The sequence below is a fragment of the Chitinophaga sp. YR627 genome, from assembly GCF_900114995.1.
In the GTDB taxonomy this organism is placed as follows: domain Bacteria; phylum Bacteroidota; class Bacteroidia; order Chitinophagales; family Chitinophagaceae; genus Chitinophaga.
In genome coordinates this window covers 664973-691203 of sequence record NZ_FOUX01000004.1, presented here as the reverse complement: position 1 = coordinate 691203, position 26231 = coordinate 664973, and the positions used below count along the sequence as shown (strand labels likewise).

At 45.9% G+C, this 26231-nt stretch carries 18 protein-coding genes; 9 read left to right on the top strand and 9 right to left on the bottom strand.

All coding sequences use genetic code 11. The features are described from left to right. Window positions 1-37 precede the first annotated feature (37 nt). The 3 genes from BMZ72_RS23325 to BMZ72_RS23315 form a co-directional block, all read right to left on the bottom strand. Window positions 38-2233, bottom strand: coding sequence for a pyridoxal-dependent decarboxylase (locus BMZ72_RS23325; RefSeq protein WP_089812106.1), 2196 nt, complete (start codon window positions 2231-2233; stop codon window positions 38-40). Window positions 2234-2279: 46 nt separating this feature from the next. Then, window positions 2280-3008, bottom strand: coding sequence for a hypothetical protein (locus tag BMZ72_RS23320; RefSeq protein ID WP_143087766.1), 729 nt, complete (start codon window positions 3006-3008; stop codon window positions 2280-2282). 291 nt (window positions 3009-3299) lie between these two features. Then, complete coding sequence (locus BMZ72_RS23315) at window positions 3300-3785, bottom strand: AraC family transcriptional regulator (protein ID WP_143087765.1); 486 nt, start codon at window positions 3783-3785, stop codon at window positions 3300-3302. 138 nt (window positions 3786-3923) lie between these two features. Between BMZ72_RS23315 and BMZ72_RS23310 the strand changes: the two genes are divergently transcribed. Together BMZ72_RS23310 and BMZ72_RS23305 are read left to right on the top strand one after the other, a co-directional pair. Beyond that, on the top strand, window positions 3924-4481 hold the full coding sequence (locus BMZ72_RS23310) for a protease (RefSeq protein ID WP_143087764.1): 558 nt from the start codon (window positions 3924-3926) through the stop codon (window positions 4479-4481). A 164-nt stretch (window positions 4482-4645) separates the two neighbouring features. Next, entirely contained in the window at window positions 4646-6676 is a 2031-nt protein-coding gene (locus BMZ72_RS23305; RefSeq protein ID WP_089812102.1) for a beta-L-arabinofuranosidase domain-containing protein, read from the top strand. Window positions 6677-6778: 102 nt separating this feature from the next. On the opposite strand, the gene BMZ72_RS23300 is transcribed toward BMZ72_RS23305, so the two are convergent. Together BMZ72_RS23300 and BMZ72_RS23295 are read right to left on the bottom strand one after the other, a co-directional pair. Continuing rightward, window positions 6779-7693, bottom strand: a complete 915-nt coding sequence (locus BMZ72_RS23300; protein ID WP_089812101.1) for a hypothetical protein — start codon at window positions 7691-7693, stop codon at window positions 6779-6781. Between the two features lie 370 nt (window positions 7694-8063). Then, entirely contained in the window at window positions 8064-9281 is a 1218-nt protein-coding gene (locus BMZ72_RS23295) for an MFS transporter (RefSeq protein ID WP_089812100.1), read from the bottom strand. A gap of 487 nt (window positions 9282-9768) precedes the next feature. Here BMZ72_RS23295 and BMZ72_RS23290 point away from each other — a divergent pair, with 487 nt between their 5' ends. From BMZ72_RS23290 to BMZ72_RS23275, 4 genes are all read left to right on the top strand, one after another. Beyond that, window positions 9769-10368: a TetR/AcrR family transcriptional regulator gene (locus BMZ72_RS23290; protein WP_089812099.1), complete on the top strand. Its 600-nt coding sequence runs from the start codon at window positions 9769-9771 to the stop codon at window positions 10366-10368. Between the two features lie 158 nt (window positions 10369-10526). Next, the gene (locus BMZ72_RS23285) at window positions 10527-11669 is read left to right on the top strand and encodes an efflux RND transporter periplasmic adaptor subunit (protein ID WP_089812098.1); all 1143 of its coding nucleotides are present in this window, start codon (window positions 10527-10529) and stop codon (window positions 11667-11669) included. 128 nt (window positions 11670-11797) lie between these two features. Further along, entirely contained in the window at window positions 11798-15004 is a 3207-nt protein-coding gene (locus BMZ72_RS23280) for an efflux RND transporter permease subunit (RefSeq protein WP_089812097.1), read from the top strand. Window positions 15005-15015: 11 nt separating this feature from the next. Further along, window positions 15016-16443: an efflux transporter outer membrane subunit gene (locus tag BMZ72_RS23275; protein WP_089812096.1), complete on the top strand. Its 1428-nt coding sequence runs from the start codon at window positions 15016-15018 to the stop codon at window positions 16441-16443. A gap of 77 nt (window positions 16444-16520) precedes the next feature. On the opposite strand, the gene BMZ72_RS23270 is transcribed toward BMZ72_RS23275, so the two are convergent. Then, complete coding sequence (locus BMZ72_RS23270) at window positions 16521-17345, bottom strand: hypothetical protein (protein WP_143087763.1); 825 nt, start codon at window positions 17343-17345, stop codon at window positions 16521-16523. Between the two features lie 64 nt (window positions 17346-17409). Between BMZ72_RS23270 and BMZ72_RS23265 the strand changes: the two genes are divergently transcribed. The 3 genes from BMZ72_RS23265 (at window position 17410) to fusA (ending at window position 22307) form a co-directional block, all read left to right on the top strand. After that, complete coding sequence (locus tag BMZ72_RS23265) at window positions 17410-18564, top strand: alginate lyase family protein (RefSeq protein WP_089812094.1); 1155 nt, start codon at window positions 17410-17412, stop codon at window positions 18562-18564. A 287-nt stretch (window positions 18565-18851) separates the two neighbouring features. Continuing rightward, window positions 18852-19715: an SDR family oxidoreductase gene (locus tag BMZ72_RS23260; RefSeq protein WP_089812401.1), complete on the top strand. Its 864-nt coding sequence runs from the start codon at window positions 18852-18854 to the stop codon at window positions 19713-19715. Between the two features lie 513 nt (window positions 19716-20228). Continuing rightward, entirely contained in the window at window positions 20229-22307 is a 2079-nt protein-coding gene (fusA, locus tag BMZ72_RS23255) for an elongation factor G (RefSeq protein ID WP_089812093.1), read from the top strand. A gap of 59 nt (window positions 22308-22366) precedes the next feature. On the opposite strand, the gene BMZ72_RS23250 is transcribed toward fusA, so the two are convergent. Genes BMZ72_RS23250 through BMZ72_RS23240 form a run of 3 tightly spaced genes read right to left on the bottom strand, consistent with a single transcriptional unit; the run spans window position 22367 to window position 26154 of the window. Continuing rightward, window positions 22367-23350, bottom strand: a complete 984-nt coding sequence (locus BMZ72_RS23250) for a Hint domain-containing protein (protein ID WP_089812092.1) — start codon at window positions 23348-23350, stop codon at window positions 22367-22369. 12 nt (window positions 23351-23362) lie between these two features. Further along, window positions 23363-24535: a pyridoxal phosphate-dependent aminotransferase gene (locus tag BMZ72_RS23245; protein WP_089812091.1), complete on the bottom strand. Its 1173-nt coding sequence runs from the start codon at window positions 24533-24535 to the stop codon at window positions 23363-23365. Between the two features lie 35 nt (window positions 24536-24570). Further along, window positions 24571-26154 (bottom strand): flavin monoamine oxidase family protein, encoded by a 1584-nt coding sequence (locus BMZ72_RS23240; RefSeq protein ID WP_177222907.1) that lies wholly within the window; start codon window positions 26152-26154, stop codon window positions 24571-24573. Window positions 26155-26231: the final 77 nt, after the last annotated feature.

Genomic DNA, 26231 nt, shown 5'->3' with positions numbered 1-26231 from the left:
CTTTTTTGATGACACCCTTTATATTTCGGAGTACTTACTATGCGAGTTCCATTGCTCCTACTACTTTTTCAACCTGCTCCAGCACTGTCTGACGTAATGCTTTTACCAGTTCAGGGATGAAGTTACCATCTGCGGTATCTGTCAGCCACGGATTCATGGTAGTGGAGATCAGGATATTCACTGGTTCATCATTATCTGTAGATAAACCCAGTCTTTCTTTATAATTATTTACAAATGATTTACCATAAGAGTCATTGTCAAACTGTGACTGCGTAACATACATCGGTGTTTTAGATGGATGGTCATGCTCGCCCGGAGATAAGCTCAGTGCCTGGAAGATGTTCAGGTTCAGCTCATTCAGTTTGTCTACATCTTTGTTTAATACGCCATTCTCTTTGAAGTTAAAGGTGTAGGTAATGATGATCTGATCACTGCCCAGTTCTGGTAACAGTTTTACTGCTTCCGCATTAGACATGATCTCTTCATTGGTTTTCGGAACGATCTCGTTTTTGATAAAGTCGTATTGTTCCTTTATTTTCTGCGGACCTTCACCATGTTTCTCTGCCGGCAGGCGCTGGAACGGCACAATGATAAACGGATCATCCGGTTCTGCCATCGTGATAAAGGCGCTATACAGGCGTTTGCTGTTGAAGAGACATTTGCCGAGTATTTGTCCGTAGCCACTCTGGTCCAGCGGGATAACCTGGTGACTCAGGTAAGCAGCAGCTGCAGCAGCACCTGGTTTAGAGCCTTCCAGGCCGTAAATGCCCACTGTCGGATCAATGCCTCCATGATATACCACCGGTGCCGTAAAGGCTACCAGATTACGCATAGCACCATTTTTATAGCATAAACCGCCAGCTGGATAAGGAATATATCCTGCCTTATGCGGATCGATCGTAATGGAGTCGCATTCCTGGATATTCGCATACTGCTCAGTGACATAGTCATTCATGGTGAGCGTAGGCGTATACAATAACGCGCGTTTGGAGAGTACCTGGTGTTCCGGTTGTCTCAGGATAGATGCAAAATAACCACCCCATGCAGCATCACCGTGTATCACGAAGTTCAGTCCTTTTTGTCTGAACTCTTCTCTTACAGCTACGATGTCTTTCAGCGGGTCTACTGCACTTTCTTCCGTGCTGCCAATTACGGCTACCACCATCAATACCGGACTTTTTCTATCCAGTGATTTTTGCAGTTCTTCTCTCAGCCGGCCAATATGCAGCCGCGCATTTTCATCTACATATACCTTGATCAGGTTATTGGCGCCCAATCCCAGTACAGCAGCTGATTTAGGCCAGGAGTAATGACAGGTAGAAGCTGCCATCATCGATGGAGACTGAATACCGCTATCCAGGAATTTATTGATACCATCAAATCCGATGTTCTGGATACTGTAGTTGTTCAGTATCTGTGTGAGCAGATCGAGATTGATACCGAATTCAGATTGTAGTCTGTCGGGAATACTTAATACTTCATCCACAGAAAGATTCAGCAGGTCCCAGCTACTGGCAGCACCGATCGTCGTAATGGTACCATTAGCCAGTTTTAATTGCAGTGCGCCGGCCTGGGATAGTTCCGGTGTATCCTTAATAGCAGCCGCAAGACTGATAGAATAATATTTCAGGTTACGGGCTGCCCACATGGCCTCGTTATTAGCGATAGAACCATCGCAGGTGATATGTCCCCATGCTTTTGGTACATCCGGATCTGTATCAGTGATGTTGTATCCAAGCATTTTACACAGTTCATCCCCAACGATCATTTCCAGCACCGTTGTTACCGGAGAGGCTTCTGCGGCAACGTTGTTAGGATTGTACAGCATGGTGCCAAAGTAACCAACCATACTTGGCAAGGTTGTATCCCAGTTCATATGCGATTGCCAGCGATAGCTCCAGAAAGGAACAGAACCTTTTAATTCTTCTAGTAGTACGTCCAGTTTATGTTGTAATACCCTTACGGTTTCCTGGTACTCAGGCGTCTGTTTCATCTCTTCTGTTACATACACCGGATCATTCGGGTATAGATTTTTACGGTCATTACAGTGATTGTCCATCGTACGCTGGATCAGTTGCTGTAATAACTCCGTATTTTCTGCTTTAGGACCAAGGAACCAGCCGGCCAGATCATCAGAGCCGGTTCCTTTTACGCGTAGTTTGGAGAGAATATCGTGTTGTTGTTGTTGTAACTGACGCGCAAAGAGTTTCTTCGAATTAGAAGGTTGTTTCATGATAGTGGTATTTTAAGTGGGGGGTAAATGAGTGCAACTGTATACATTAATAAGTATAGAATCCTTTCATGGCGTGTTCTTCCATCGGTACATTGACGATTTCGGTATCAAAGAAAATATTATCTCCTACCTGTAGTTCGTATACCTGCTCCTGTCCCTGGAAGGTAACTTTATAAGTGCCGGCGGATAAAGGAGGGTTTTCGGGCATGGGCGTACCGGGCATACCGATGAAGCCTGCATTCGCAGAAATAGCCAGTTGATCTACAGGCAACCATACAGGCACCTGGTTGAGTGAGAGGATATTGAGAAAGTCTTCTTCTTTTGTGAGATAGTGATCAAGAAAAGCTTCTTTCTCGTTACCGAAAATGATGTAGGTCATCTCTTCCGGATAAGGTATGCTGTAGTCGAAATGACGTGCATATACAATACGCGTAATTGTCGTCTGCACATTATGGATAAGTGGTGTGTCCGTATTAGGGTCTTGCGGCATACCTCTGAAAATATCTGCCTGAAAGTTTTTGATCTTTCCCAGTATTACATCAGGAATGGTGAAGAGATCCGTTTGCAGATTACCTAATACATAGAAGTTGCCGGGATTGGCTTGTCTGTCTGCAAGATATTGTGCGAGGGCATCCGCAGGAATAGTGATCTCCAGTGTCATCTGGTACATGTGATTCGGCATATTGAACATAGGCAGATGACAAACGTATAATGTCTCTGTTCCGTTCAGAATAAACCCATGTTGATCGGGTGTGTTTTGAATTGGATTTTTCATCATTCGGGGAATTAAGGTGTTTAGAGATGTTGTGACTTACAGGATAGCATTACATACACATTCCGGTGGGTGTTATACCGGTCAATACATACACAGTAATTAGCCAGGATGTGTTATATCCTTCGTTGTGTAAGATTAGCAGCTAAGAAAATAATTTCCGGCGACGGCCTGGTAGTAGATTTATTTAAAGGTCCTTTGAGGTTGTTTGCACGACTAACGTATGTTCACAGTAACACAGTCAAGTTAAACTATATTTCGAACTCACAAAAATCTTTTTTAAGAGGGATAATGCTATATTAAATCAGATGGAGGGCGGCCTGTGATCAGTCTGGCGTCTTTTGCAAAATGAGAAAAATCTGTATATCCGTAGTCTTCACAATAGAACTGATATCCTTCTTTTTTATAGGCTTTCAGTGCATGCTTAAAGCGGATAATTTGCTGACTATACTTCGGGGTGAATCCAACATATTGCAGGAAGTCTCTTCTTGCAGAAGAATAGCTTGTCCAGTTGTTTTTACAGATTGTTTCAATCTCTTTTTCTCCTTTCAACTGTAGTGAATGAAAGGAGCGCATGATGCGGTGTAGTCTTTCGACTTTGTATAGGTTGTGCAGGGCGTGTGTCCGGAGAAACAGACTACGCTGAAACAAATGAATACGTGTTTCAAACGTCTGTGCTGTAGGATTGTTGGCCAATATACTCAGCCGTAACGCATCCTGTACTGCTAATGCCCTTAAAGACACCTGTTGCATACCCGTTATTGTGATATTGTCGTTCATACAGCAAAAGTGCATGCCTATATGCGTAATACTGGTGTAAGAATCTTCCAATATTGATAAAGTCTTAACAATAAAGCAGGCATCATGATAAGAATAATTCGAATATTTCCTTTAATTTTCGGCCATAATTCATTTTAAATGCGAAACCAGCTTATCACAATGACAGTATGCCTGTCAGTTTTCTCATTCGCTGCCTGCCAGCAGTCCCAAAACGCAGAGAATGCGCAGAATGACACCACCCAACAAGCAGCACCTGACACGACTGCTACTGTAGCGGAAACACCAGCAGCAGATACCAGCGCTGCTGCAGCCCTGACAACTGTAATGTCTGCACCTGAAAAAGTAAAAGCAGGCGCTCCGATCAAGGTGAAATTTACAGTAACCAACAATTCCGATAAGGAAGCTGAATTCTGTAAATGGCACACACCATTCGAAGAGAAATTCCTGAATTCCTTCTTCGAGATCCAGGACAGCAAAGGCGAGGCTGCACAGTACCAGGGTGTAATGGCAAAAAGAATCATGCCTCCTCCGGCAGAATCTTTCATTAAAGTACCTGCAAAAGGAACTGTATCTGCTGAGATTGACCTGACAAAAGGTTACAAGATCTCTGCTCCTGGTACTTACAAAGTTGCTTACCAGGGCGACGGTATCAGTGGTCTGAAGAATGTAAACACAGTATCTGTGACTGTCGAGTAACTGATGTTACTGATATAAGGCAAAGGGGCTTTCATCATATGATGAAAGCCCCTTTTTACATTTACATCCTGCTCATAATTCGCTATAATAAACTGCCAATAAATTATATTTTCGTTCTTTTCCGGCGAATAACCCGCCCATCTTTCATCTTCTAAGAACGTAATATGAAGATCACCGCTATTATTCCACTATTTGTTATGGGCTTCTCCTGCGTCGTTACAGGTCAGACGAGGAAGAATGCCACACAGGTCCAACAGTACATTGCTAATCGTGCTCCACTGCAGGAAAAACCTTACATCGAACTACCTCTCGGTTCTATAGAACCACAGGGATGGTTACGCACGATGCTCGTTAATCAGAAAAACGGCGCTACCGGACAACTTGATAAGTTGTACCCACTGGTCATGAATCACAGAAATGGCTGGCTGGGTGGTGATGGCGACCAATGGGAACGTGGTCCTTACTGGATCGATGGTTTGTTGCCTTTGGCCTACATCCTTAAAGACACCGCCCTTATTGCTAAAGTAAAGCCCTGGATAGAATGGTCTATCAACAGTCAGCAACCGGATGGCTACTTTGGCCCTGCCACTGATTATCCCGCAGAACCTGGTCTGCAACGTGATAATAGTCGCGACTGGTGGCCCAAAATGGTCATGCTGAAGGTACTGAAGCAGTATTATTCCGCTACGGGAGATAAGCGCGTTATTACCCTGCTGACCAACTATTTCCGCTATCAGCTGAATGAACTGCCTAAACATCCGCTTGATCACTGGTCTTTCTGGGGAAAGTACCGGGGTGGCGATAATCTGATGGTCGTTTACTGGCTGTACAACATCACCGGAGATAAATTCCTGCTGGATCTCGCAGAACTCGTACACAAGCAGACCTTCGACTATACCGAAGCTTTCCTGCACGGTGATCTGTTGCGCAGACCATTCAGCATCCATGGTGTTAATCTGGCACAGGGTATTAAAGAACCGGGTATCTATTATCAGCAACATCCGGAGAAGAAATATCTGGAAGCTTTACAGACCGGTTTCAAAGACCTTCGCTTTTATAACGGGATGGCACATGGTCTCTATGGTGGTGATGAAGCCCTGCATGGTAACAATCCTACACAGGGTTCCGAACTATGTACAGCCGTAGAAATGATGTTTTCCCTGGAAAGCATTCTGGAAATTACCGGAGATGTGGCCTATGCTGATCATCTGGAGAAAATTGCATTTAACGCATTACCTGCACAGGTCTTTGAAAACTTCATAGACCGTCAGTATTTCCAGCAGGCCAACCAGGTAATGGCGACCCGCTATGTACGTAACTTTGATCAGAACCATGCCGGTACAGACGTTTGTTATGGTCTGCTGACAGGTTATCCCTGCTGTACTTCCAATATGCACCAGGGCTGGCCAAAGTTCACGCAAAACCTCTGGTATGCTACGGCAGATAAAGGGATCGCCGCACTGGTATACGCCCCCAGTACTGTGACCACTTATGTGGGCGAACAAACGCCTGTATCTTTTAAAGAAGAAACAGCCTATCCATTCGGCGAATCCGTTCGTTTTACTTTTTCTACCAATAAAAAGACTGCAGCTGTTTCCTTCCCATTCCATCTGCGTGTACCTGCCTGGTGTAAACAGGCGACTATCAAAGTGAATGGACAGGTATTCCAGCAGTCGCCAGGTAATCAGATCGTAAAAATAGACCGTAGCTGGAAGTCAGGAGACATTGTAGAATTGATATTGCCGATGCATATTTCACAAAGCAGATGGTATGAAAACTCTGTGTCTGTTGAACGTGGTCCGGTGACCTATGCCCTGAAGATGGGAGAAGCTGTTAAGAAAGTAGCGGTGGATAAAGAAGCGGTGGCATTTGGTAACGCCTACTACGAAGTGCATCCTACTACACCATGGAACTATGCATTGTTAGAAGTGCCGGAAGATCAGCTGCAACAATGGTATGCAGTAGAGAAGAAGGACAGTCTGGTGAGCTATCCATGGAATCAGGAACATGCGCCCATCCTGATCCGTACGAAAGCAAAACGTATTCCTTCCTGGGGCATTTATAATGAAATGACCGGTCCTGTTCCGTTCTCAATGATGTGGGGACTGGAAACAACAGCGGCGGAAGAGATTACACTCATTCCATATGGTTGTACCAAACTGCGCGTGTCGCAGTTCCCGATGGTATGGCGGTAGTAGAATACTTTATAAAAGAGGGGCTGTCGGTTGTGTTGACCGGACAGCCCCTTTTCAGTTTTAAACCATCATACGTTATGATTATACAGACATTTACCTTAACTAGATAGTACCAATCTGTTTGGTATTACCGAAGTCACAGGCGCTGCAACCATCCTGTCCGAACGGACCATCTGTACCAGAGCAGGCCGGGAAATTCCAGTAAGATCTGTCACGGAACAAAGGTCCTTTACCTGGATCCCCCCAGTTACCGCTGAAGTTAAATTCAAATGCGCTACAGCTCATCTGTACCAGTCTGTTGCCAGTCAGTACTTCATCCTGTGCACCATTCGGATTTCTGTAATCACCCCAGTAAGCACACTCATAACCTGGTAAGGTGATAGAGCTGCCGAAGTGGTACATGCCATGTGCAAATTTACCTACCCATGCCTGCACTCTTGTACCAGCTGCTTTACTTCTGTAGTCTTTGGTATAGTAACCACCGTGCTGGAAGTAAGTAACAGAAATGATACGCTGTGTGGATGGTCTGAACTGGATAACAACGTGCTCCAGGTCATAGTCGTGTCCACCCAGGTTAGAGAAACAGTTCTCCTGGCGTTTGTAAGCCCACCAGTAGTCGATGAAGATCCTGTCAGCATCGCTTGGGTGTACCTGTACATCGAAATAAGTTGGGAAATCTTTTGATCTTGGAACTGTTCTTTCAACCAGTACCAGTTTGCCGCCACATACTGCGGAAGAAGGATCAGAACTGGCGAAAATGTTTTCTACAGTAGTCGGATAATCTGGTGACGCACGGTCAAATTTGATCAATGGCGCAAACTGTGTTGCCCATGCCTGAGCGGTGGTACCGCTTATCTTCGTGGAACTTTCAGAACAGGCGCATGGAGCGACAGCTGCGACTGCAGCTACTTCCGTTTCGTTCTTCATTTTTGGCGCCATTTCTTCGTCAGCTTTCTGACATTGTGTTAACAGTAATAAGCTACAGCAGCTTAACAGGAAGAGGGTTGTTTTTTTCATTTATTATAGGTTTTTAAGGAAAAACGTGGATAGTGAATGACTGTCTTTCTGCTGCAATACCGGGTCAAGGATACTTATTTTCTCCGCATTTCGACTGCTGCGAAAATGCTTACAGTACTCTAAAGAAATCTTTACAGTGTTAAACAGATTCGCTTGCCTCGTGGGTAATCAATTCATGCTCTCAGGAGAAACGGGCGGGAGCAAAAATATAAAAGCGTTTGAGAGTGTATGTTATGGGAACATTAATAAAATGTCATCTTTATTCATCGTGTTACTGGTATCAGGAATAAAGAAAGCCGTTCGCAGAAAGCGAACGGCTGTAGGTAAAATTGGCATTTTACCTGGATTGGAAAAGGAATGGTCGTTGACTTTAATGGTGCGTATGCGTTTTAGGCTTATTGTAAATGAATTGTTCGAGGAAAAACATACAGGCGGCAATAGCGATAATCCCTACACTTACCAGTGGCAGTGAGCTTACACCAAGCGTTTCTAATGCCAGTCCGCCGACTACAGGGCCGATCGCAAAACCCATATTACCAGAGGATACAAACAAACTACTGGCAAATTCAGGCGCTTTAGGCGCAGCACTGGTGATCAGTGTCTGTCCCAGCAGATAGCCGGACGTCATCACAAATCCCCATAGTAATACAATGGCTGCCGCAGGGTAAAATAGTCCGCTGATGAAATATAAGATGACCTGTACAATGATAATGCCCGCAAAGAACTGCCATACGGAACGGACCATGTTAATGCTTAACAAGCGACCCATGAGCAGATTACCAAAGACACCTGCTACACCGAAAAGGAACATTGTCAGACTGATCGCTTTTCCGGACATCTGCACGACTTCTTTTAAATATTCTGCCATATAACCGTAACTGGCAGACATGCCGGCCATGAATACGGTAACGATCGTGATGTTCCACCAGATCTTTGCATTTTTAAGAATGCTTAACTGACTACCAAAAGAAAACTTTTCTTTTACGGGCATAGAAGGCAGTAATATCAGCAGGCTGATCAAAGGGATCAGGTTTACTATAGAGCAGACAATAAAGGCTGCTTCCCATCCATAGAGATCTGCAAAGAAAACGGAGATAGGTACACCCAGTACCGTACCAATACTGACACCGGAGAATACGATAGATACCGCTTTAGGCGCTTCGCTGGGTGCTACAGATTGTGCGGCTGTTGCCATCGCTACTGAAAAGAAGATCGGATGGAAGAATGCAGGTAGTATTCTTGCGATCATCAGTATGGGAAAAGAAGATGCGATGATGGAGAGCAGATTTGATAGAATGAAGATGATCAATACACCACTTAATGCGATTTTCCTGTTGATGCCTCCCGCTGCCAGTGTAATGAAAGGGCCGAAAATGGCAATCGTTAGTGCAAAGGCGGTCAGCAGCCAACCTGCTGTCGATATACTTACTTTGAAATGAGCGGCTAACTGTGGTAGAATACCAATTACACCGAATTCAGTGGTGATAATGCCAAAGATGCCAAAGGCCAGCAGATACACGATGTTTTTATTAATACCAGTCTTTTTATGAGGAAGCGAAGGAGCTTCGCTGGTCACAGTATGTTCCATGCTATTTGTTTAAAGAAGTTGCAAAACTCCGGTAAACGAATCAGAAATCCCTTGTGTCTTCTTTCGGTTTTTTTGTACAATTCTTGCAACGATAGCCCCCACATCAAGTCCACCTTATCTCCATTTTAGATTCATTATCAATATGATATGTACAGGGTGTCAGCGGTATGCAATCCCAGGGACAGATAAGAGAAATACGGCTGATAACAGTTGGGAGCCTTTACGCCTTTAATAAACCGGCAGAGGCGATTATTTGTATAAATTTTCTTCCTGGTAAGCGTTTTTTTACTTTAAATCTCCTTTAACATAGTTAGAGCTACCTATTAGTGGTTCAATTACCGGTTTTCCGCCGGTTAACAATGTTTGATATCACCAAAGATTGACCTGTTTATGTCAGGTTGATAGAATTGTACAAATTTTACGAAATGAAGGACAAGGGAAAAAGCAATTATCCGATGCAATTTTGTATTACAAAATCAAACGCATCATGGGAAGTAAAGAACGGATACAACGATTAAAGGATGACACCCGCCGGAATATTCTGACTGCCGCCCTTAACATCGTTAAAGAGGATGGCTGGCAATCCTTAAACATGCGCAGAATAGCATTGGATATTGATTATACCGCTCCGGTGATCTACGAATATTTCGATAGCAAAGAGTCATTGATAGCAGAACTGACCTATCAGGGTTATGCAAAACTGTTACAAAGCATCCGGACAGCCGGTAATCAGATGCTTTCAACAGTGGAACAACTCCTGGCTATGTGGCTTGCCTACTGGAATTTCGCTTTCACCGAAAAAGAGCTTTATCAGGCCATGTTTGGCATAGAAGTGCACTGCAGTTCGATGAAGAGTGGTCATCGCAAAAGCGAAGAACTGGCCACCCTGTTCACTGATATGATCAGACAACTGGTAAAGGACAAAGAAGTGAGCGAGGAAATCATCAATACCAAATATTTCCGCATGTGGTCAGTCGTACATGGACTCATCTCTATCAATCTTGTCAATAAAGGTAAATCTGAAGAGATCAATCAGCGTGTACTGCATGAGGCTATTCACAGCACCATCACCTCAATAGCAGAATAAATTTTTTTTCATCAGCTCTTAACAACGATAAGGACCTTAACCAAATTAGACATGGAAACAATGATTCACAATGCTGCTCCCTGATATAAAGGAGGCAGTACGCAGGTAACAAATCAACAGCACAGATAACAGTCGGTAAAAAATAAAAACATAGTATCATGAAAGCAATCACTTCATTTATAACATTCTCTTTTATTGCAGCGCTGCTGGCAGCGTGTGCGCATCAACAGACAGCTGTCACAACAGCAGCATTGTCAGTTCCTATGGCAACCGTAAACAGCGGTAATGCCGAAACAGTGAACGAATATCCTGCTACCATTGAAGGTGAAGCAGAAGTAGAGATCCGTCCGCAGGTAGGTGGTACATTAGAAAAGATCTTCGTGGATGAAGGTGCTTATGTATCCGCAGGACAACCGCTTTTTAAAATCAATGACCAGGTATACCGTGAACGTGTGAATAACGCGAATGCAGAACTATCTGCTGCACAGGCAGCAGTTGCCAGCGCACAGGTAGAGGTGAATAAAATCCAACCCCTGGTACAGAACAAGGTAGTCGCAGAGATGCAGCTCAAAACAGCCAATGCTAACCTGGAAGCTGCGCAGGCTCGTGTAAAACAGGGACAGGCCCTGTTATCGGATGCAGAGATCAATCTGGGATATACCCTGATCAAGGCGCCTGCACCTGGTTATATTGGCCGTCTGAATAAGAAGGTGGGTAGTCTGCTCTCCGTAGGTGATGTACAGGAACTGACCAATCTATCCAATATCAAAACAGTACACGTGTATTTCTCATTGAGTGAATCTGAGTTTGCCGTGCTGAAGGATCAGCTGACTGGCAACAGTATTGAAGAGAAACTGAGGAGTGCCGGACCGGTATCATTAGCGCTGGCAGCAGGGGATGTGTATCCTGAAACAGGCCGTCTGGATATGGTCAACGGTGGATTTGATAAAAACAGTGGCGCCATCACCATCAGGGCTTCTTTTGCCAATAGCAATGGGCTGCTGCGCTCCGGTAATACCGGTAAGATCAGACTTACTTTCACGCAGGAAAACGTGATCACTATTCCGCAGTCAGCCACTACAAGTATACAGGACAAAATATTTGTGTATACCGTAGGCGATAGCAGTAAGGTGCACAAACAGCCGGTGACTGTGATAGGTCGTACCGGTAACACCTTCCTGATAAACGACGGACTCAAAAACGGTGACCGCATTGTACTGGAAGGTATCGAAGGTCTGCAGGAAGGTACACAAGTACAACCTGCCGCCGCCACCGATAAGCCGGTAGCGCTTAAAAACTAATCACAGCAGCTATAGCAGCCGCTGAACGAGGGCGGCATTCTTCTGACAACGATCCGTAAAAACAATACGGGGTGTTGTCCCGGGGATTGCTTTGCCCTTAAAATCCCAAAACACATAAAACTACAATCATGTTAAAGAAATTCATAGAAAGACCGGTAGTGGCAACCGTAGTGTCCATTTTACTGGTCATCCTGGGACTTGTAGGATTAAAAAGTCTTCCTGTTCAGATGTTCCCGGATATCGCCCCTCCTACCGTACAGGTAAGAGCCTTCTATCCCGGCGCAAATGCCGAAACAATTCTCAGAGCTGTCATCCCTCCGCTTGAAGAAGCGATCAATGGTGTGGAAGATATGAGCTATATGAGCTCTTCTGCTACAAATGACGGTTCTCTTGTGATCAGTGTTTATTTTAAACTTGGTACAAATGCCGATCAGGCAGCGGTGAACGTACAGAACCGCGTATCCTCCGCTACCGGCTTACTGCCTCCTGAAGTAGTGCAGGCAGGTATTACGACCAAAAAGACGCAGAATGGTCTGATCATGGGGGTGAATATATTCAGTGATGATGACAAACTGTTTGACAAGACCTTCATCGCTAACTATGCCACCATTAATATCCTGCCGGAGATACAACGTATTCCCGGTGTAGGTGAAGCAAGGATCATCGGTGCCAGCAAGGACTATTCCATGCGTGTATGGCTGAAACCTGCGCAGATGGCCGCCTATCATATGTCTCCTGAAGAAGTGGCTGCCGCTATTCAGAAACATAACCTGGAAGCAGCTCCCGGCCGCTTTGGTGAAAGCAGTGATGTGGCCTTTGAATATGTGATCAAGTATAAGGGTAAATTCAGCGAACCACGCGACTATGAGAATATGATCATCCGTACCAATGATGATGGTACATTACTCAGACTGAAAGACATTGCCCGTGTCGAACTGGGCGCTTACACTTATGGTACGTTCAATACCCTGACTGGTAGAAGCCCTGATTTTGATAACAAGTCAGCCATTACTATCCAGGTATTGCAACTGCCCAACTCCAATGCACGTGAGATCCAGATCAGGGTGGAAGAGATGATGAAGAAAGCGGCGCTTAGTTTTCCGAAAGGATTACGCCAGCAGATCATCTGGTATTCAAAAGACCTGCTGGACCAGTCTATCGAACAGGTGATCCATACACTGGTGGAAGCATTCATACTGGTATTTATTGTGGTATTCATCTTCCTGCAGGACTTCCGTTCTACCCTGATCCCGGCTATCGCGGTGCCGGTGGCACTGATCGGTACCTTCTTCTTTATGTCGGCCTTTGGTTTCTCCATTAACCTGCTGACACTGTTTGCACTGGTACTGGCGATCGGTATCGTCGTGGATGATGCGATCGTCGTCGTGGAGGCGGTCTACGCCAAAATGGAGCATAAGAAAATGGGGGCCAGATCGGCGACTTTATCAGCTATGCATGAGATCACCCCGGCGATTATCTCGATCACCCTGGTAATGGCAGCCGTATTCCTGCCGGTAGGATTTATGCAGGGATCAGCAGGTGTGTTCTATAAACAATTTGCCTTTACACTGGCCATTGCCATCTTCATCTCTGCGATCAATGCGTTGACCCTGAGTCCTGCACTGGCTGCTTTATTCCTGAAGAATGTACACCATGATGGTGAGCCAATAGATAAAAGCAGCTTCAAAAAACGCTTCTTTGTCGCCTTTAACGTAGGCTTTGAAAGTGTGACCAATCGCTATGTAAAAGGCCTGAAATGGCTCTTAAAACACAAATGGGTAGGTATATCAGGACTGGTACTGGTTACGCTGATCTCTGCCATGCTGGTACATAATACCCGTACAGGTTTCATTCCTTCAGAAGACCAGAACTTCGCCGCTGTCTCTGTAACACTGCCTCCGGGCTCTTCCCAGGAACGTACCCAACAGGTGATGAAACAGATCAATGACCGTCTGATCACGATGAAGGTGGTTAAGAGCTTTACGCAGATCAGCGGACTGAATATCTTCACCAACGCCACCAGTCCTTCCTCTGCAGTAGCCTTTATGGTGCCTAAGAAAGAACGTGGTGAGATGAGTGACCTGAATGATATCATGAATGATATGCGCAGACGTGTAGCAGATATTAAAGGGGCTAATATCATCATCTTTACCCTACCTACCGTACCTGGTTTTGGTAACGTAGATGGTCTTGACTTCGCACTGCAGGACCGTACCGGTGGTAAACTGGATCAGTTCAGTGCCGTGTCCAATAAGTTCCTGACTGCCCTGAATCAACGGAAAGAAATAGCCCTGGCTTATACGGCTTTCCGTGCCGATTATCCACAGCTGGAAATGGTGATCGATGAAGAGAAAGCAGCGCAGCTGCGTGTTGATGTGGATGTGGTGATCAGATCTATGCAGGCTTATTATGGTAGTCAGCAGGTGTCAGATTTCAACCGTTTCGGTAAATACTACCGTGTGGTGTTACAGGCTGAAAAGGCAGACCGTGCGAACCCTTCTTCCCTGGATAATATTTCGGTGAAGAATGCCGCCGGACAGATGGTGCCTATCAGTTCACTGGTCAATCTGAAACCAGTACTCGGACCAGAAACAGTAACCCGTTATAACCTGTACAATTCCATCCCGATGAATGCCAATCCAAAACCGGGGTATAGTACGGGTGATGCGATCAGGGCAGTAGAAGAAGTGGCTGCACAGACATTACCTGCGGGTTACTCTTATGAGTTCTCCGGTGTGACAAGGGAAGAGATCATCTCCGGTGGACAGTCCCTGTTTATCTTCCTGCTTTCCCTGGTGTTTGTCTACTTCTTATTATCTGCACAGTATAACAGTTACATTCTGCCATTGTCCGTTCTGCTGTCTATCCCGACAGGTGTGATCGGTGTTTTCTCCGCAATTGGTATGGCAGGTATTGAAAACAACATCTATGTACAGGTGGCCCTGATCATGCTGATCGGATTGCTGGCCAAGAATGCCATCCTGATAGTCGAGTTTGCGGTACAACGCAGGCATGCAGGAGAGACCCTGGTGAATGCAGCGATTGAGGCAGCAAAGGCCAGGTTGCGTCCTATCATCATGACTTCAATCGCTTTCGTAGCAGGTATCCTGCCCATGATGCGTGCAACAGGCCCTTCTGCGGCTGGTAACCACTCTATCAGCGTAGGTGCTGCCGGAGGTATGATCACGGGTGTATTACTGGGTGTATTTATCATACCGGTACTGTTTGTACTGTTCCAGTATCTCCATGAGAAAGTATCGCCCAAACCTGCTGATGATGCAGTAACATCCAGTCATCATGAAGAGGCGCTGGTGATCGATATTCATAAAAACTAACATTTACGACAATGAAAACGCACGATATATTAAAAGCAGGCTGGGTCTTTTCGATCGCACTTGCGTCCGGGCTGACCGCTTATGCGCAGCCAAAGCATACCGGTGATCTGGCTTTTGCCCAGACAGGTACTTACAGGAATGATATAGTGGGCAATGCTGAGAAAAGCATTGCCACACTCCCCTGGCGGCAGTTTCTGGCGAATAAGGAACTGGAAGCATTGATAGACACCGCGCTGGCAAAAAATAATGATCTCCTGGTAACGATCAAGGACATCGAGATCGCGAATGAAAAGTTTAAAAAAGCAAAAAGTGGGCTTTTGCCGGAAGTAGGGCTGAGTATCACTTCCAGTAACAGTATCCCGTCTGATAATAGTCTGAATGGCCTGACGGCCTCTCAGTTCCTGGGTACCAATAACCTGGATAATTATACAGCTGCGCTGTCTGTATCCTGGGAGGCCGATATATGGGGAAAGGTAAAGAACCAGAAACGCGAAGCGCTGGCGCAATACCTCCAGACGCAGGAAGCGCGTAAAGGTGTGCAGACAATGCTGGTAGCCGGTATTGCAACAGGTTATTATAATCTTCTGATGCTGGATTTTCAGCTGGACATTGCCAGAAAAAACCTTGCACTGTATGATAGTACACTGAATATCGTTCGCCTGCAATATGCATCTGCCATGACCTCTTCCCTGGCAGTGCAACAAACAGAAGCACAGCAACTGGTAGCCGCGCAGCTGGTACCAAAACTGGAACAGGCGATCATCGAACAGGAAAATGCACTGAGTGTACTCATAGGTATTCCTCCGCAGGCCATTCCGAGAACAGGAAAGCTGGATCTGTTGCAACTGCCGGAGCAGATAGGCGTGGGATTACCTGCTGATATGCTGAGTCGCCGGCCGGATGTAAAAAGTGCTGAACTGGAACTGGATGCTGCCAGCGCAAGGATCGGACTGGCCAGAGCGTATATGTATCCTTCACTGACGATATCTGCACAGGGAGGTCTGAATTCACTTAAAACAAGTAACTGGTTCAATCTGCCTTCGTCTTTATTTGGTGTGGTGGCAGGTGGAATAGCACAACCACTGTTGCAGAAAAGAACACTTCGTACGCAGTATAATGTAGCTAAATTACAAAGAGAGCAGGCCGTATATCAGTTCCGTGAATCTGTACTGACCGCCTATCAGGAAGTTGCGGACGCATTGGTGAGTGTGGATAAGCTGGGTAAACAACAAGTCATTGCACAGGCACGTGTGGATAAGCTGCAAACAGCTACCAGTAATGCGGGTATGTTATTTAAAAACGGGATGGCCAATTACCTCGAAGTATTGACCGCTCAGGGGAATGCACTGTCTGGAGAATTGGAACTGGCCGCCATCAGAAGAGCGCAGTTAACAGCTGTGATCGACCTTTACAGGTCATTAGGTGGTGGTTGGAATTAATGCATCCTTTTCTGGTGAAAAACAAGGGCTGACCTGTAAGTTTTACTTACGCTGGTCGGCCCTTCACCTTTTTAGTCCTATAGATAGATCGCTACTTTATACAGATACCATCCCCTGCCTAATTTTCTTACCATCATCACTTTATCAGGTCGTAGTTCGGGCAGATACTTTTCATCTGGTGTATACAGATAACCTACCTGGTCATAGAGAATGTGAAAGTCGATACATTCTTTGGGAAGAAATCCTCCTGTACTGATGTTACTGATCAGTAATGGCCGATATGCCGGTGTTTTTGTATTGACTAGTGAGTTGTATTCATCATACGGTTGCCGGAGGGCCTGTTTTGCGGCTATCAGCAGACTATCAAACGCAGGTCTGTATTTATGGAAATGTGCGATCAGGGTATCATCAGGTGCTAATTTCAATTGCAGACTATTGACAATAAAATCAAACTCCTCCCTGGTTTTATATTCCGGATCGGTATACTGTTGCGCTTCCCGCAAAGTACTGTCAATGGCTGCCGGTGATAATGCCTGCATGGCCTGTAGTTTTCTTACGTTAAGCCGCGCCAGTGTAGGGGTACCAATGCCGGATAGTTTCCAGCTACCGCTGTCTTTTGTGAAAAAGAGGTATTTATCGGCGATCAGATTGCCTTGTCTGAGGTTGAGGGCTACGGTACTAGTTTCGTCCCGCTGTTGTAAGAGCAGGAAGGACCGCTGCATATCAGCCGGAAGATCACGTCCGCTTGGGCTACCACGATAGTCACCGGTACTATGTGCATTGATGAATTTTTCGTCTGCATTCACCTGAAACATCTTTTTAGCGACCATAACAGGCTGAAGAGAAGGTTGGGCACAGGCGCTGAGCAATATCAGCAGGATAACCGGAAGTTTGTTCATCATCCGGGCAAGTTAGGGAAATATCAGGCTAGTTTTGTATTATGTGATCAGTTCACGTTGATAACCCATGAAAAACTCAATCTTATTACTACTACTCCTTTGCTGTGGTGCATTTATGCCTTCTCCGCCTGATAAATCCATTACCGCTGTCTTACGTAAGCAGGTACTGGCAGAAGCTGACTGGGCTTTACAACAGTCTCCGGAGACGGTAACGGCACAAAGCTGTATACGCAGCGCCGGTGGTAAACATGACTTTTACTCAGAGGGGGATTACTGGTGGCCGGTGGCTGGTCAGCCGGATAGTCCCTATGTGCAAAGGGACGGTTTGACCAACCCGGATAACTTTGTTGCCCACCGGCTGGCCATGATCCGCTTTAGCCGTATTATCGGGGCATTGGCTTCCGCTTACCGTATTACCAATGACCAGCGATATGTCGCCGCAGCACAGATACACCTGAGAGCCTGGTTTACAGATACAGCTACCCTCATGCATCCTAATCTGTTATACGCACAGGCTATAAAGGGCCGTTTCACCGGGAGAGGAATTGGTATCATCGATACGATCCATCTGATGGAAGTGGCCCAGGGCGTATTGGTCATGCAGGAAGCAGCTATTTTTGATAAGACCTTACTGGATGGGATCAGGCGCTGGTTCGGGGATTATCTGCAATGGCTGACCAGCCATCCCTATGGAAAGGATGAAATGAATGCAAAGAACAATCATGGTACCTGCTGGGTGATGCAGGTGGCCAGTTTTGCCCGTTTTACCGGTGATACTACTTTATTACAGTTCTGCCGGAAAAGATACCAGGAAGTTCTCTTACCCAATCAGATGGCTGCGGATGGCAGTTTCCCGCTGGAATTAGCCAGAACGAAACCCTACGGCTATTCCCTTTTTAACCTGGATGCCATGGTGACGATCTGCCAGATCCTCTCCGATGCAGATCATCCCCTCTGGACGTATAAATTGCCTGATGGCAGGACGATCCGTAAGGGGATCGAGTTCCTGTACCCTTATGTGGCAGACAAGCGTAAATGGCCTGAAAAGCCCGATGTAATGTATTGGGAGGAATGGCCGGTCGCGCATCCGTTTCTGGTATTTGGTGCAAATACCTGGCAGCAGCAGGCCTGGCTGGATACCTGGAAAAAGCTGGATCACCAGCCATCAAATGCAGAAGTTGTGAGAAATTTACCTGTCAGACATCCATTGATATGGTTATAGCGGATAGATGTTATATCTGGTCAGATAGTATGCCTGTATGATCATGTAACAGGCTTTATACTATAGTTATAGTATAGTCATCTTACGCTATTGCTACCATTAAAAGGCAGCATCAAGGGAGGATAAGTATAGTCTGACTATCGTTATATGGGAAGATTACCGGGACCGTTTCATTGACATTTATCAACGAAATTAACCAATATAAATCAATGGCGCAAAGGCCTGATATGATGCAATTTTGTGTTGTAAACAAAACAAAAAATCAACAACAAAAAAATATTGCAATCATGAAAAAGATAATACTGATCACAGGCACAAGCACCGGTTTTGGTAAATTAATGACCCTTAGTCTGGCAAAAGCAGGACATACCGTTATCGCTGCAATGAGAGGCGTTACAGACAGGAACGCTGCAGCAGCAAAAGAACTGAGTGAAGTGCCTAATGTAGATGTGGTCGAACTGGATGTAACAGACGATGCTTCTGTGAAGAATGCGGTGGCTACTGTACTGGCAAAATATGGTAAAATAGATGTACTCGTAAATAACGCAGCCGTATCTGGTTTCGGATTACTGGAATCCTGGTCCATCGATCAGATCAAAAAGATGGAAGAAGTCAATGTATATGGTGTGATCCGCACTTATCAGGCTGTATTACCATCCATGCGTAAAGAAAAGAACGGATTGATCATTAACCTCACCTCCGGCGCCAGCGGCTTTACATTACCTTTTATGGTGCCTTACCTGATGGGCAAGTTTGCGGTAGAAACAATCACTGAAGGTGCACAGCATGAGTTAAAACAGTATGGTATCGAAAACGTATCTATACAACCAGGTGTGTATCCGACAGAGATGAATAACGGCGGAAAGGCAGGGGTGCATGCAGATAAAGAGAACATTACAGCTGAATATGGTGAACCGGCACAGCAATTATTTGGCGCTATCGGTACGGCTTTATTCGGTAAGATGGCGGAATTTAACATGGATCCGCAGGTAATTGCCGACGGTGTACTGGCACTGGTAAATATGGAAAAAGGTACCCGTCCGCTGCGTTATCCGCTGGATGCAATCGCACAGGGAACAGACAAAGAATTTATCGAAGCCAGAGCTGCGATCAAAGAAAAATGGACTGCGAGTTACGGTCTTTCCCTTTAATAAAATCAAGCGTATATCATTCAATCAGTTAGCGTGAAAGTTAACCATGTGTTAAAGCAATACCCTGCATTGATTGATTTTTATATCGAAATTCTTCGTACATTTGTACACGATTTTAAAAAGCATAAATCACAATGACAAACATTCTTACATATCAATCAGCGTTCAACGCAAGTGCTGCAATAAGAGCAGTAATTGCTAGTACCTGTATTGTCTTTATTAAGAACGGGGAGGCAAATCCTTGCCCGGATGTAAGAGGTTAATTATTGTGTCTGGATATTCTTCAGAGGCCTCTTCATCCGAAGAGGCCTTTTTATTTTGTCTCCCCCATTCTCCCACTATTTACAGTTCATTAATAACATTATTTATAACAAGCAATATGAAAGCTATTATCAAAACATTGACTCTTTTATTTAAACCGCTAGTCCGGTAACGTCAGTGCTTTGCATATTGCGAGAAGCCTTCCGTTACCAGAACGGAAGGCTTTTTTATTTGGCTTTAAAATCAACAACGATGAAACGATTGGATAACTTCAGAAATATAGGAATCATGGCGCATGTCGATGCAGGTAAAACGACTGTTACTGAACGCATGCTTTATTATACAGGACTTACACACAAGCTGGGTAGCGTAGATGAAGGAAACACGGTGATGGACAGCGATCCGCAGGAAGAAAAAAGAGGTATCACTATCTCTTCTGCTGCGATCACTACCTACTGGCAATTAGATAATACTAAATACCAGGTGAACATCATTGATACACCGGGCCACGTTGACTTCACTGCTGAAGTAGAACGTTCCCTGCGTGTACTGGATGGCGCTATTGCTGTATTCTGTGCGAAATCAGGTGTGCAGCCGCAATCCGAAACAGTATGGCAACAGGCGAACCGTTATAATGTACCCCGCATTATTATGATCAATAAGATGGACAGACAAGGTGCTGACTTCCGTCGCGTAGTGAAAGAGATCCGTGATATGTTACACGCGAATGCCGTGCCTGTGCAGATACCTATTGGTGCTGAAGATGATTTCTCCGGTGTGATTGACCTGATCACTATGCAGGCTTACGTCTGGAATGGTGATGATGGTAAGTCTTACACCATCACAGATATCCCTGCGCATATGCAGGAAGATGCAATGCAGGCCCGTATAGCGTTGCTGGAAGAGTTGTCTTTGTATGATGAAGTGATCTTCGGTAATTATACAAATGATCCGGCGACTGTAGCTGCGGAAGACATCTATCGTGCCTTACGTCAGACCACCTTACAGATGCAGGTAATACCTGTACTGGCTGGTGCTGCTTATCGTAATAAGGGCGTACAGCCTTTACTGGATGCTGTTGTGCGTTATCTGCCTGCTCCGGTTGATATGCCACAGATCCATGCGGTGGATGCAGAGACAGAAGAAAGCAGGATGCTCACGGCTGCGGAAGAAAGTCCGTTTGCTGCCCTGGCATTTAAGATCATTTCTGATGATTATGCCGGTAAGCTGACGATGGTCAGGGTGTATTCCGGTGTCTTGCGTACTGGTGACTCCGTGTGGAACAGTCGTACGGGTAAACATGTGCGTATCAGTCGCCTGATGCGTATCATGTCTGATAAATATGAGACTGCGGATGCGATCACTGCTGGTGATATTGGTGCTGTTGTAGGATTGAAAGACGTACGCACTGGTGATACTTTATCTGATCCGGACCAACCGGTGTTGCTCGAAAAGATCAGTTTCCCCGAACCGATGATCGGCTACGCGATCGAGGCGAAAGTGGCGAAAGATGTGAGTAAGTTGAGTGAGGCCCTGTCTAAACTGGTCGAAGAAGATCCTACGTTGAGTGTCAGTGTGGATCCCGCTTCCGGTCAAACCATCCTGAAAGGTATGGGCGAACTGCACCTGGAAGTTGTGCTGGAAAAACTGGCCACCGACTATCATGTGGAGATCAGTAAAGGTCAGCCACAGATCGCCTACAAGGAACTGTTCACGCAGGCGATTGAACACAAGGAAGTGTATAGTAAGCAGAATGGCGGTTCCGGTAGTTTCGCAGAGATTGTGTTTGAATTGTCTCCACGCGAAGACGGACAGGCGGGGCTTGAATTTGTGAATGAAGTGACTGGTGGTGCGATCCCCCGTGAATTCATTCCTTCTGTGAAGAAAGGATTTGAAGAAGCGATGAAGACCGGTGCATTGGCTGGTTATCCGGTACAATCTATGAAAGTGCGTTTACTGGATGGATCTGTGCACGTGAAGGACTCTCACGCACAGGACTTTGAACATGCTGCGATCCTGGGCTTTCGTCATGCTGCGAAAAAAGCCGCTCCCCGTTTACTGGAGCCTTTTATGAGCGTAGAGGTGACCTTGCCTGAAGAACATACCGGCGTTATCACCGGTGATCTGAACAGACGACGTGGTGTGATCAAAGGAATGGAAATGAAAGCGAGTGCACAGTATATCAAAGCAGAAGCGCCTTTGTCTGATCTGTTTGGATATGTGACGACGCTGCGTACGCTGTCATCCGGCAGAGCCGCTGCTTCCGTGACCTTCCAGGATTATCAGCTGGTACCGAACAACATTGCCGGTAAAGTATTGGCAACGATCTGATAAAAAGAAAGGCAGTTCATCGCAAGGTGAACTGCCTTTTATCTTTACCGCTATCTGGTTTATTTCTGTAAAACCATGATATTATTCATCATGAAGGCGTCACCACCTGCTGCAATGATGTTGTACACCGGTTGTTTTCCACCGGCAGATTCTGTTTTGTTAATAACAGTATATGTGACGAGTGTTTTGGTGTGTTCATCCATGCACAGCAGCTGATCACCGGTAGTAACCGATCCCATTTGCTTTTTACCAGCTACCGTCAGTACAGGATGATTCGGCGTAGCCTGCAGTACCTTGTTTGATAACAGGACTTCATGCATACCGGCTGTATTGTTTTCTGTGGCATGTATTACCAGCAGGCGTGTGATGGCATAGTTTTCTGCGGTATGTTGTACCAGTTCTTTTACCCGGATAGTGCTTGTTTTATGGGTATTTGCATCCGGACTGATGATCTCATCACCCGGACGGATATCACGTAAGGCTTTCTGTGCACCATTGGCCAGATTGACCAGCTGATCGCCAGGGAAGCAGATGTCAGTGCCATAGGTGCCTGCTTCTTCTTTCACGTCTTTACCGGCATTCATCGACTTGTACAACTGGTAACTGAATTCTTTGGATAGCACATAAGAGAGTTTCAAAACATAGTTTTTCTCCACTTTGTCGGTTGCGTGAATATCTTCAAAGTATTGATTCCAGATATCAGGATTACTGTTGAATAAGGGCATGACAGCGGTGTATAGTTTGCCGGCTTCATTGGTATAGAAGATGACGGTAGCAATATCCAGCATGCTGTCTTTCGCGACGAGACGGTATAGGTCAATCCTTTTCTTCTGCCCGTCATCGCCGGTAATGAGATAGGGCTTACGCATCTCATAGCGGTCCAGTACGTATTCATTGTTGAATTTGACGTAGGTGTCGTTATCGAGATCTTTTACGGTAAATGATTTTGCTTTTACATATTCCGCCATTGTCATAGGACGGGATTGCGCGAGCAATTGTAATACGAGAAAAGAACAAAGTAATGTCAGCAGATATTTTTTCATACAATGATTTTGTTAAGATAATTCCTTGAATGCAGCTGCGAATGCCTGCATTTCATCCATCCGGCCGATACTGATCCTGCACCAGTGATTGTTGTTCATCTTCCAGTTGCGCAGGCCTACGCTCCGTTTCATCATTTCTTCCTGGAAGCGTTCACCATCCATTTTGAGCGGGAACATGACGAAGTTGGTAGCCGATGGGATATATGAATAACCTTCTGCTTTCAATGCTTCGTACAGGAACTTTTTGCTTTCATTGGTTTTTGCTACTACTTCCTGCATATAGGTTTTGTCCTGGTAACTGGCCAGTGCGCCGCTGATAGCGGGTGCAGAAAGTGCTGCCCAGCTACAGGAGGTGTTAGGCTGTAACCTGGCAATGATAGCAGGAGGTGCGACGATATATCCGATACGCAGACCGGCCAGACCGTACACTTTGGAGAAGGTACGCGCCACGATGATGTTCTGTCCCTTCTTCACATTGCCGATAAGTGTGGTGCTGTCTGCATCCGGCAGATAATCAATATAGGCCTCATCAACAAATACGGTGGCTTTCTGAGATACTCTCTCGCAGAATGCTTTGAGTTTGTCCTTATCAACGATAGTACCCGTTGGATTGTTTGGATTACAGATGTAAACAAGTTTGGTGTCAGACGTGATAGCCTGTTCCATGGCATCCAGATCGTGTGTATAGTCCTTTGTCAAAGGGACCTTGATCCATTTGGCGTTGACCTTTTCACAGCGGGTTGGCAGATCATCGTAGGTAGGATCGGCAGTGACGATGTTGCCACCGCTTCCTAACAGACTTACAGCGGTACCTAACAACAGCGGAGAGGAACCGGAGCTGATCATGAGCATATCAGGCGTAATGCCTTCATAGGCGCAGATCTTTGCTTCCAGTTCGGGGATCAGTCTGATGGGATATTGATAACTGGTCGTTACTGCCTCCATAATGGCCTTTTTAGCGGCAGGAGAAGGCCCAAATGGGTTTTCATTGGCAAAGAGCCGGGCTTTCAGATTGACCGGCAATTTGGGTGAAATGGTGAAGTCTGTGGCATAAGCAGTACTATTGCCGGCAACGGGCGCTGCCTGCAGCCGGCTGAGGACTGGCGGGAGCATGGTGAATCCCCCGGTAAACAGCGCCGTTGTTTTCAGCCAGTTACGTCTGTTCATGGAGTTGGTGGTACTCATAGCAATTCGTTTTGGTTGTAAAGAATATCTATACGTCAGCTGCCGGTGGCAGTGGGATAGGAAATACGTTGATCTGTTACGCGTGCGTGTATATCAGCTACCGTTCTTCTTGCCGATTCGAATGCACCTGCCATCCAGGCATTGAGGTAGGTGGTATGTTCACCTGCGAAGTATACCTGTTTGTCGGGTTGTAATAGACTTTTATAATGCGTCTGCCGGGTGGCGTCTGTATATAAACCCCATCCGCCCATACTATAGGGCGTCTTGTGCCAGCTGACAGAAAAGGACGTTTCAAACTCTTTCGGATACTGGGCATGTATCAGGCTACCTTTCTCCATGGCCAGTTTTTCCCTTTCGGCGTGTGTCAGGTTACCTACCCGTTTCGCCTTATCATGGAAATTGTAATAGCCTAGTAAGATGCCCTTTTTACTGAGGTAGTCATAGGAGGGATAAAAGATCTGGGTGAGTTCGTTATTGGTATGGGTGATGCCGCCGAAGATCTGTTCATCTTCTTCCCAGAACCTTCTTTTGAATTGCATACCGATCTTTCCGGTGACCATGTAAGGTACATAGTCGATGGCCCTGCTTACATCAGAAGAGAAATTATGCCTGATATTGCTTAATACGGGGAGTGGCAGCGTACATATACAGAGGTCTGCCTGAATGGCTCCCTCGCCTTTTTTATCCTTATAGAGGACTTTTACACCTTCCGGCTGATTAAGGATATCCGTCACTTCACAGTTGTACCGGATCATTTTACCCAGGCGTTGCTCAAATGCTTTGGATATATTGTCCATACCACCGACGGCCTGGAACATGGTCATCTGGAGTTCATACGTGTATTCTGCCACGTTATAGAAGTCCGGATCGGCCAGTCCGGAGGAAATGATATCCGCCAGTTTATGCGGATTATCTATTTTTCCGGGTTTGTCTCCGGCGCCCGGTTGTTCGGTAAATCCTCTTCTGTCGGATGCCTTGTAGAGTTTGTCGATATCGAGTCCGCCTTCTGCCCGGAGGTATTCCAATATCTTCCGGGTATCTTCTTTGGAAAGGGCGGTATCAATCTTTTGCTGATCGACTGCCTTGGCCAGGAGTTCCATTGTATACCCACGGAGGTCATTATGGATTTCCCGGGCCCTGATCTTTTTATTGGACAGGGGGCCTTTGCCTTCGGCGAAGAGGTAAGTAGCCTCGTTCACGTTATTGTAGACCTGTATAGGTACCTGTAGTTCCCGGCAATAGTGCATGGTCAGTTCGTGATGATGCGGAATGCGCGAGGGACCGGCATTAAAGTACATGCCTTCGTCAAACCGGGCGGTTTGTGCAGCGATATCTGTTTCCTGGTGGACGGTCCCTTTCCGGATACTCCAGCATCTGCCACCTGCCCTGTTCCTTGCTTCGAGGAGGGTACACTGATAGCCCAGCTTTGTGAGTTCGTAGGCGGCTGTGAGTCCGGCGAGGCCTGCGCCGAGGATAACAATACGTTTACCGTTCCCCGTGCCCCGGAGTGCGAAGGCGTGGGCGGGTGCGGGAGGCAGCATTCCTAAGGCCAGCATAGCCGGATAGGCAGCCGCAACTTTCCCGGTTTGGGATAAGAAGGCTCTTCTTGAGATTGACATTCTGGTTGATATATGAAAAAATATGAATACTTCGCTTCCTTCTCTAATTTAAAAAGATTTGTTGACTGCGTGTGAGA

Coding starts and splice junctions, on each gene's coding strand:
- BMZ72_RS23325 (WP_089812106.1), bottom strand. CDS start 2,233: ATGAAACAACCTTCTAATTCGAAGAAACTCTTTGCGCGTCAGTTACAA.
- BMZ72_RS23320 (WP_143087766.1), bottom strand. CDS start 3,008: ATGAAAAATCCAATTCAAAACACACCCGATCAACATGGGTTTATTCTG.
- BMZ72_RS23315 (WP_143087765.1), bottom strand. CDS start 3,785: ATGAACGACAATATCACAATAACGGGTATGCAACAGGTGTCTTTAAGG.
- BMZ72_RS23310 (WP_143087764.1), top strand. CDS start 3,924: ATGCGAAACCAGCTTATCACAATGACAGTATGCCTGTCAGTTTTCTCA.
- BMZ72_RS23305 (WP_089812102.1), top strand. CDS start 4,646: ATGAAGATCACCGCTATTATTCCACTATTTGTTATGGGCTTCTCCTGC.
- BMZ72_RS23300 (WP_089812101.1), bottom strand. CDS start 7,693: ATGAAAAAAACAACCCTCTTCCTGTTAAGCTGCTGTAGCTTATTACTG.
- BMZ72_RS23295 (WP_089812100.1), bottom strand. CDS start 9,281: ATGGAACATACTGTGACCAGCGAAGCTCCTTCGCTTCCTCATAAAAAG.
- BMZ72_RS23290 (WP_089812099.1), top strand. CDS start 9,769: ATGGGAAGTAAAGAACGGATACAACGATTAAAGGATGACACCCGCCGG.
- BMZ72_RS23285 (WP_089812098.1), top strand. CDS start 10,527: ATGAAAGCAATCACTTCATTTATAACATTCTCTTTTATTGCAGCGCTG.
- BMZ72_RS23280 (WP_089812097.1), top strand. CDS start 11,798: ATGTTAAAGAAATTCATAGAAAGACCGGTAGTGGCAACCGTAGTGTCC.
- BMZ72_RS23275 (WP_089812096.1), top strand. CDS start 15,016: ATGAAAACGCACGATATATTAAAAGCAGGCTGGGTCTTTTCGATCGCA.
- BMZ72_RS23270 (WP_143087763.1), bottom strand. CDS start 17,345: ATGATGAACAAACTTCCGGTTATCCTGCTGATATTGCTCAGCGCCTGT.
- BMZ72_RS23265 (WP_089812094.1), top strand. CDS start 17,410: ATGAAAAACTCAATCTTATTACTACTACTCCTTTGCTGTGGTGCATTT.
- BMZ72_RS23260 (WP_089812401.1), top strand. CDS start 18,852: ATGAAAAAGATAATACTGATCACAGGCACAAGCACCGGTTTTGGTAAA.
- fusA (WP_089812093.1), top strand. CDS start 20,229: ATGAAACGATTGGATAACTTCAGAAATATAGGAATCATGGCGCATGTC.
- BMZ72_RS23250 (WP_089812092.1), bottom strand. CDS start 23,350: ATGAAAAAATATCTGCTGACATTACTTTGTTCTTTTCTCGTATTACAA.
- BMZ72_RS23245 (WP_089812091.1), bottom strand. CDS start 24,535: ATGAGTACCACCAACTCCATGAACAGACGTAACTGGCTGAAAACAACG.
- BMZ72_RS23240 (WP_177222907.1), bottom strand. CDS start 26,154: ATGTCAATCTCAAGAAGAGCCTTCTTATCCCAAACCGGGAAAGTTGCG.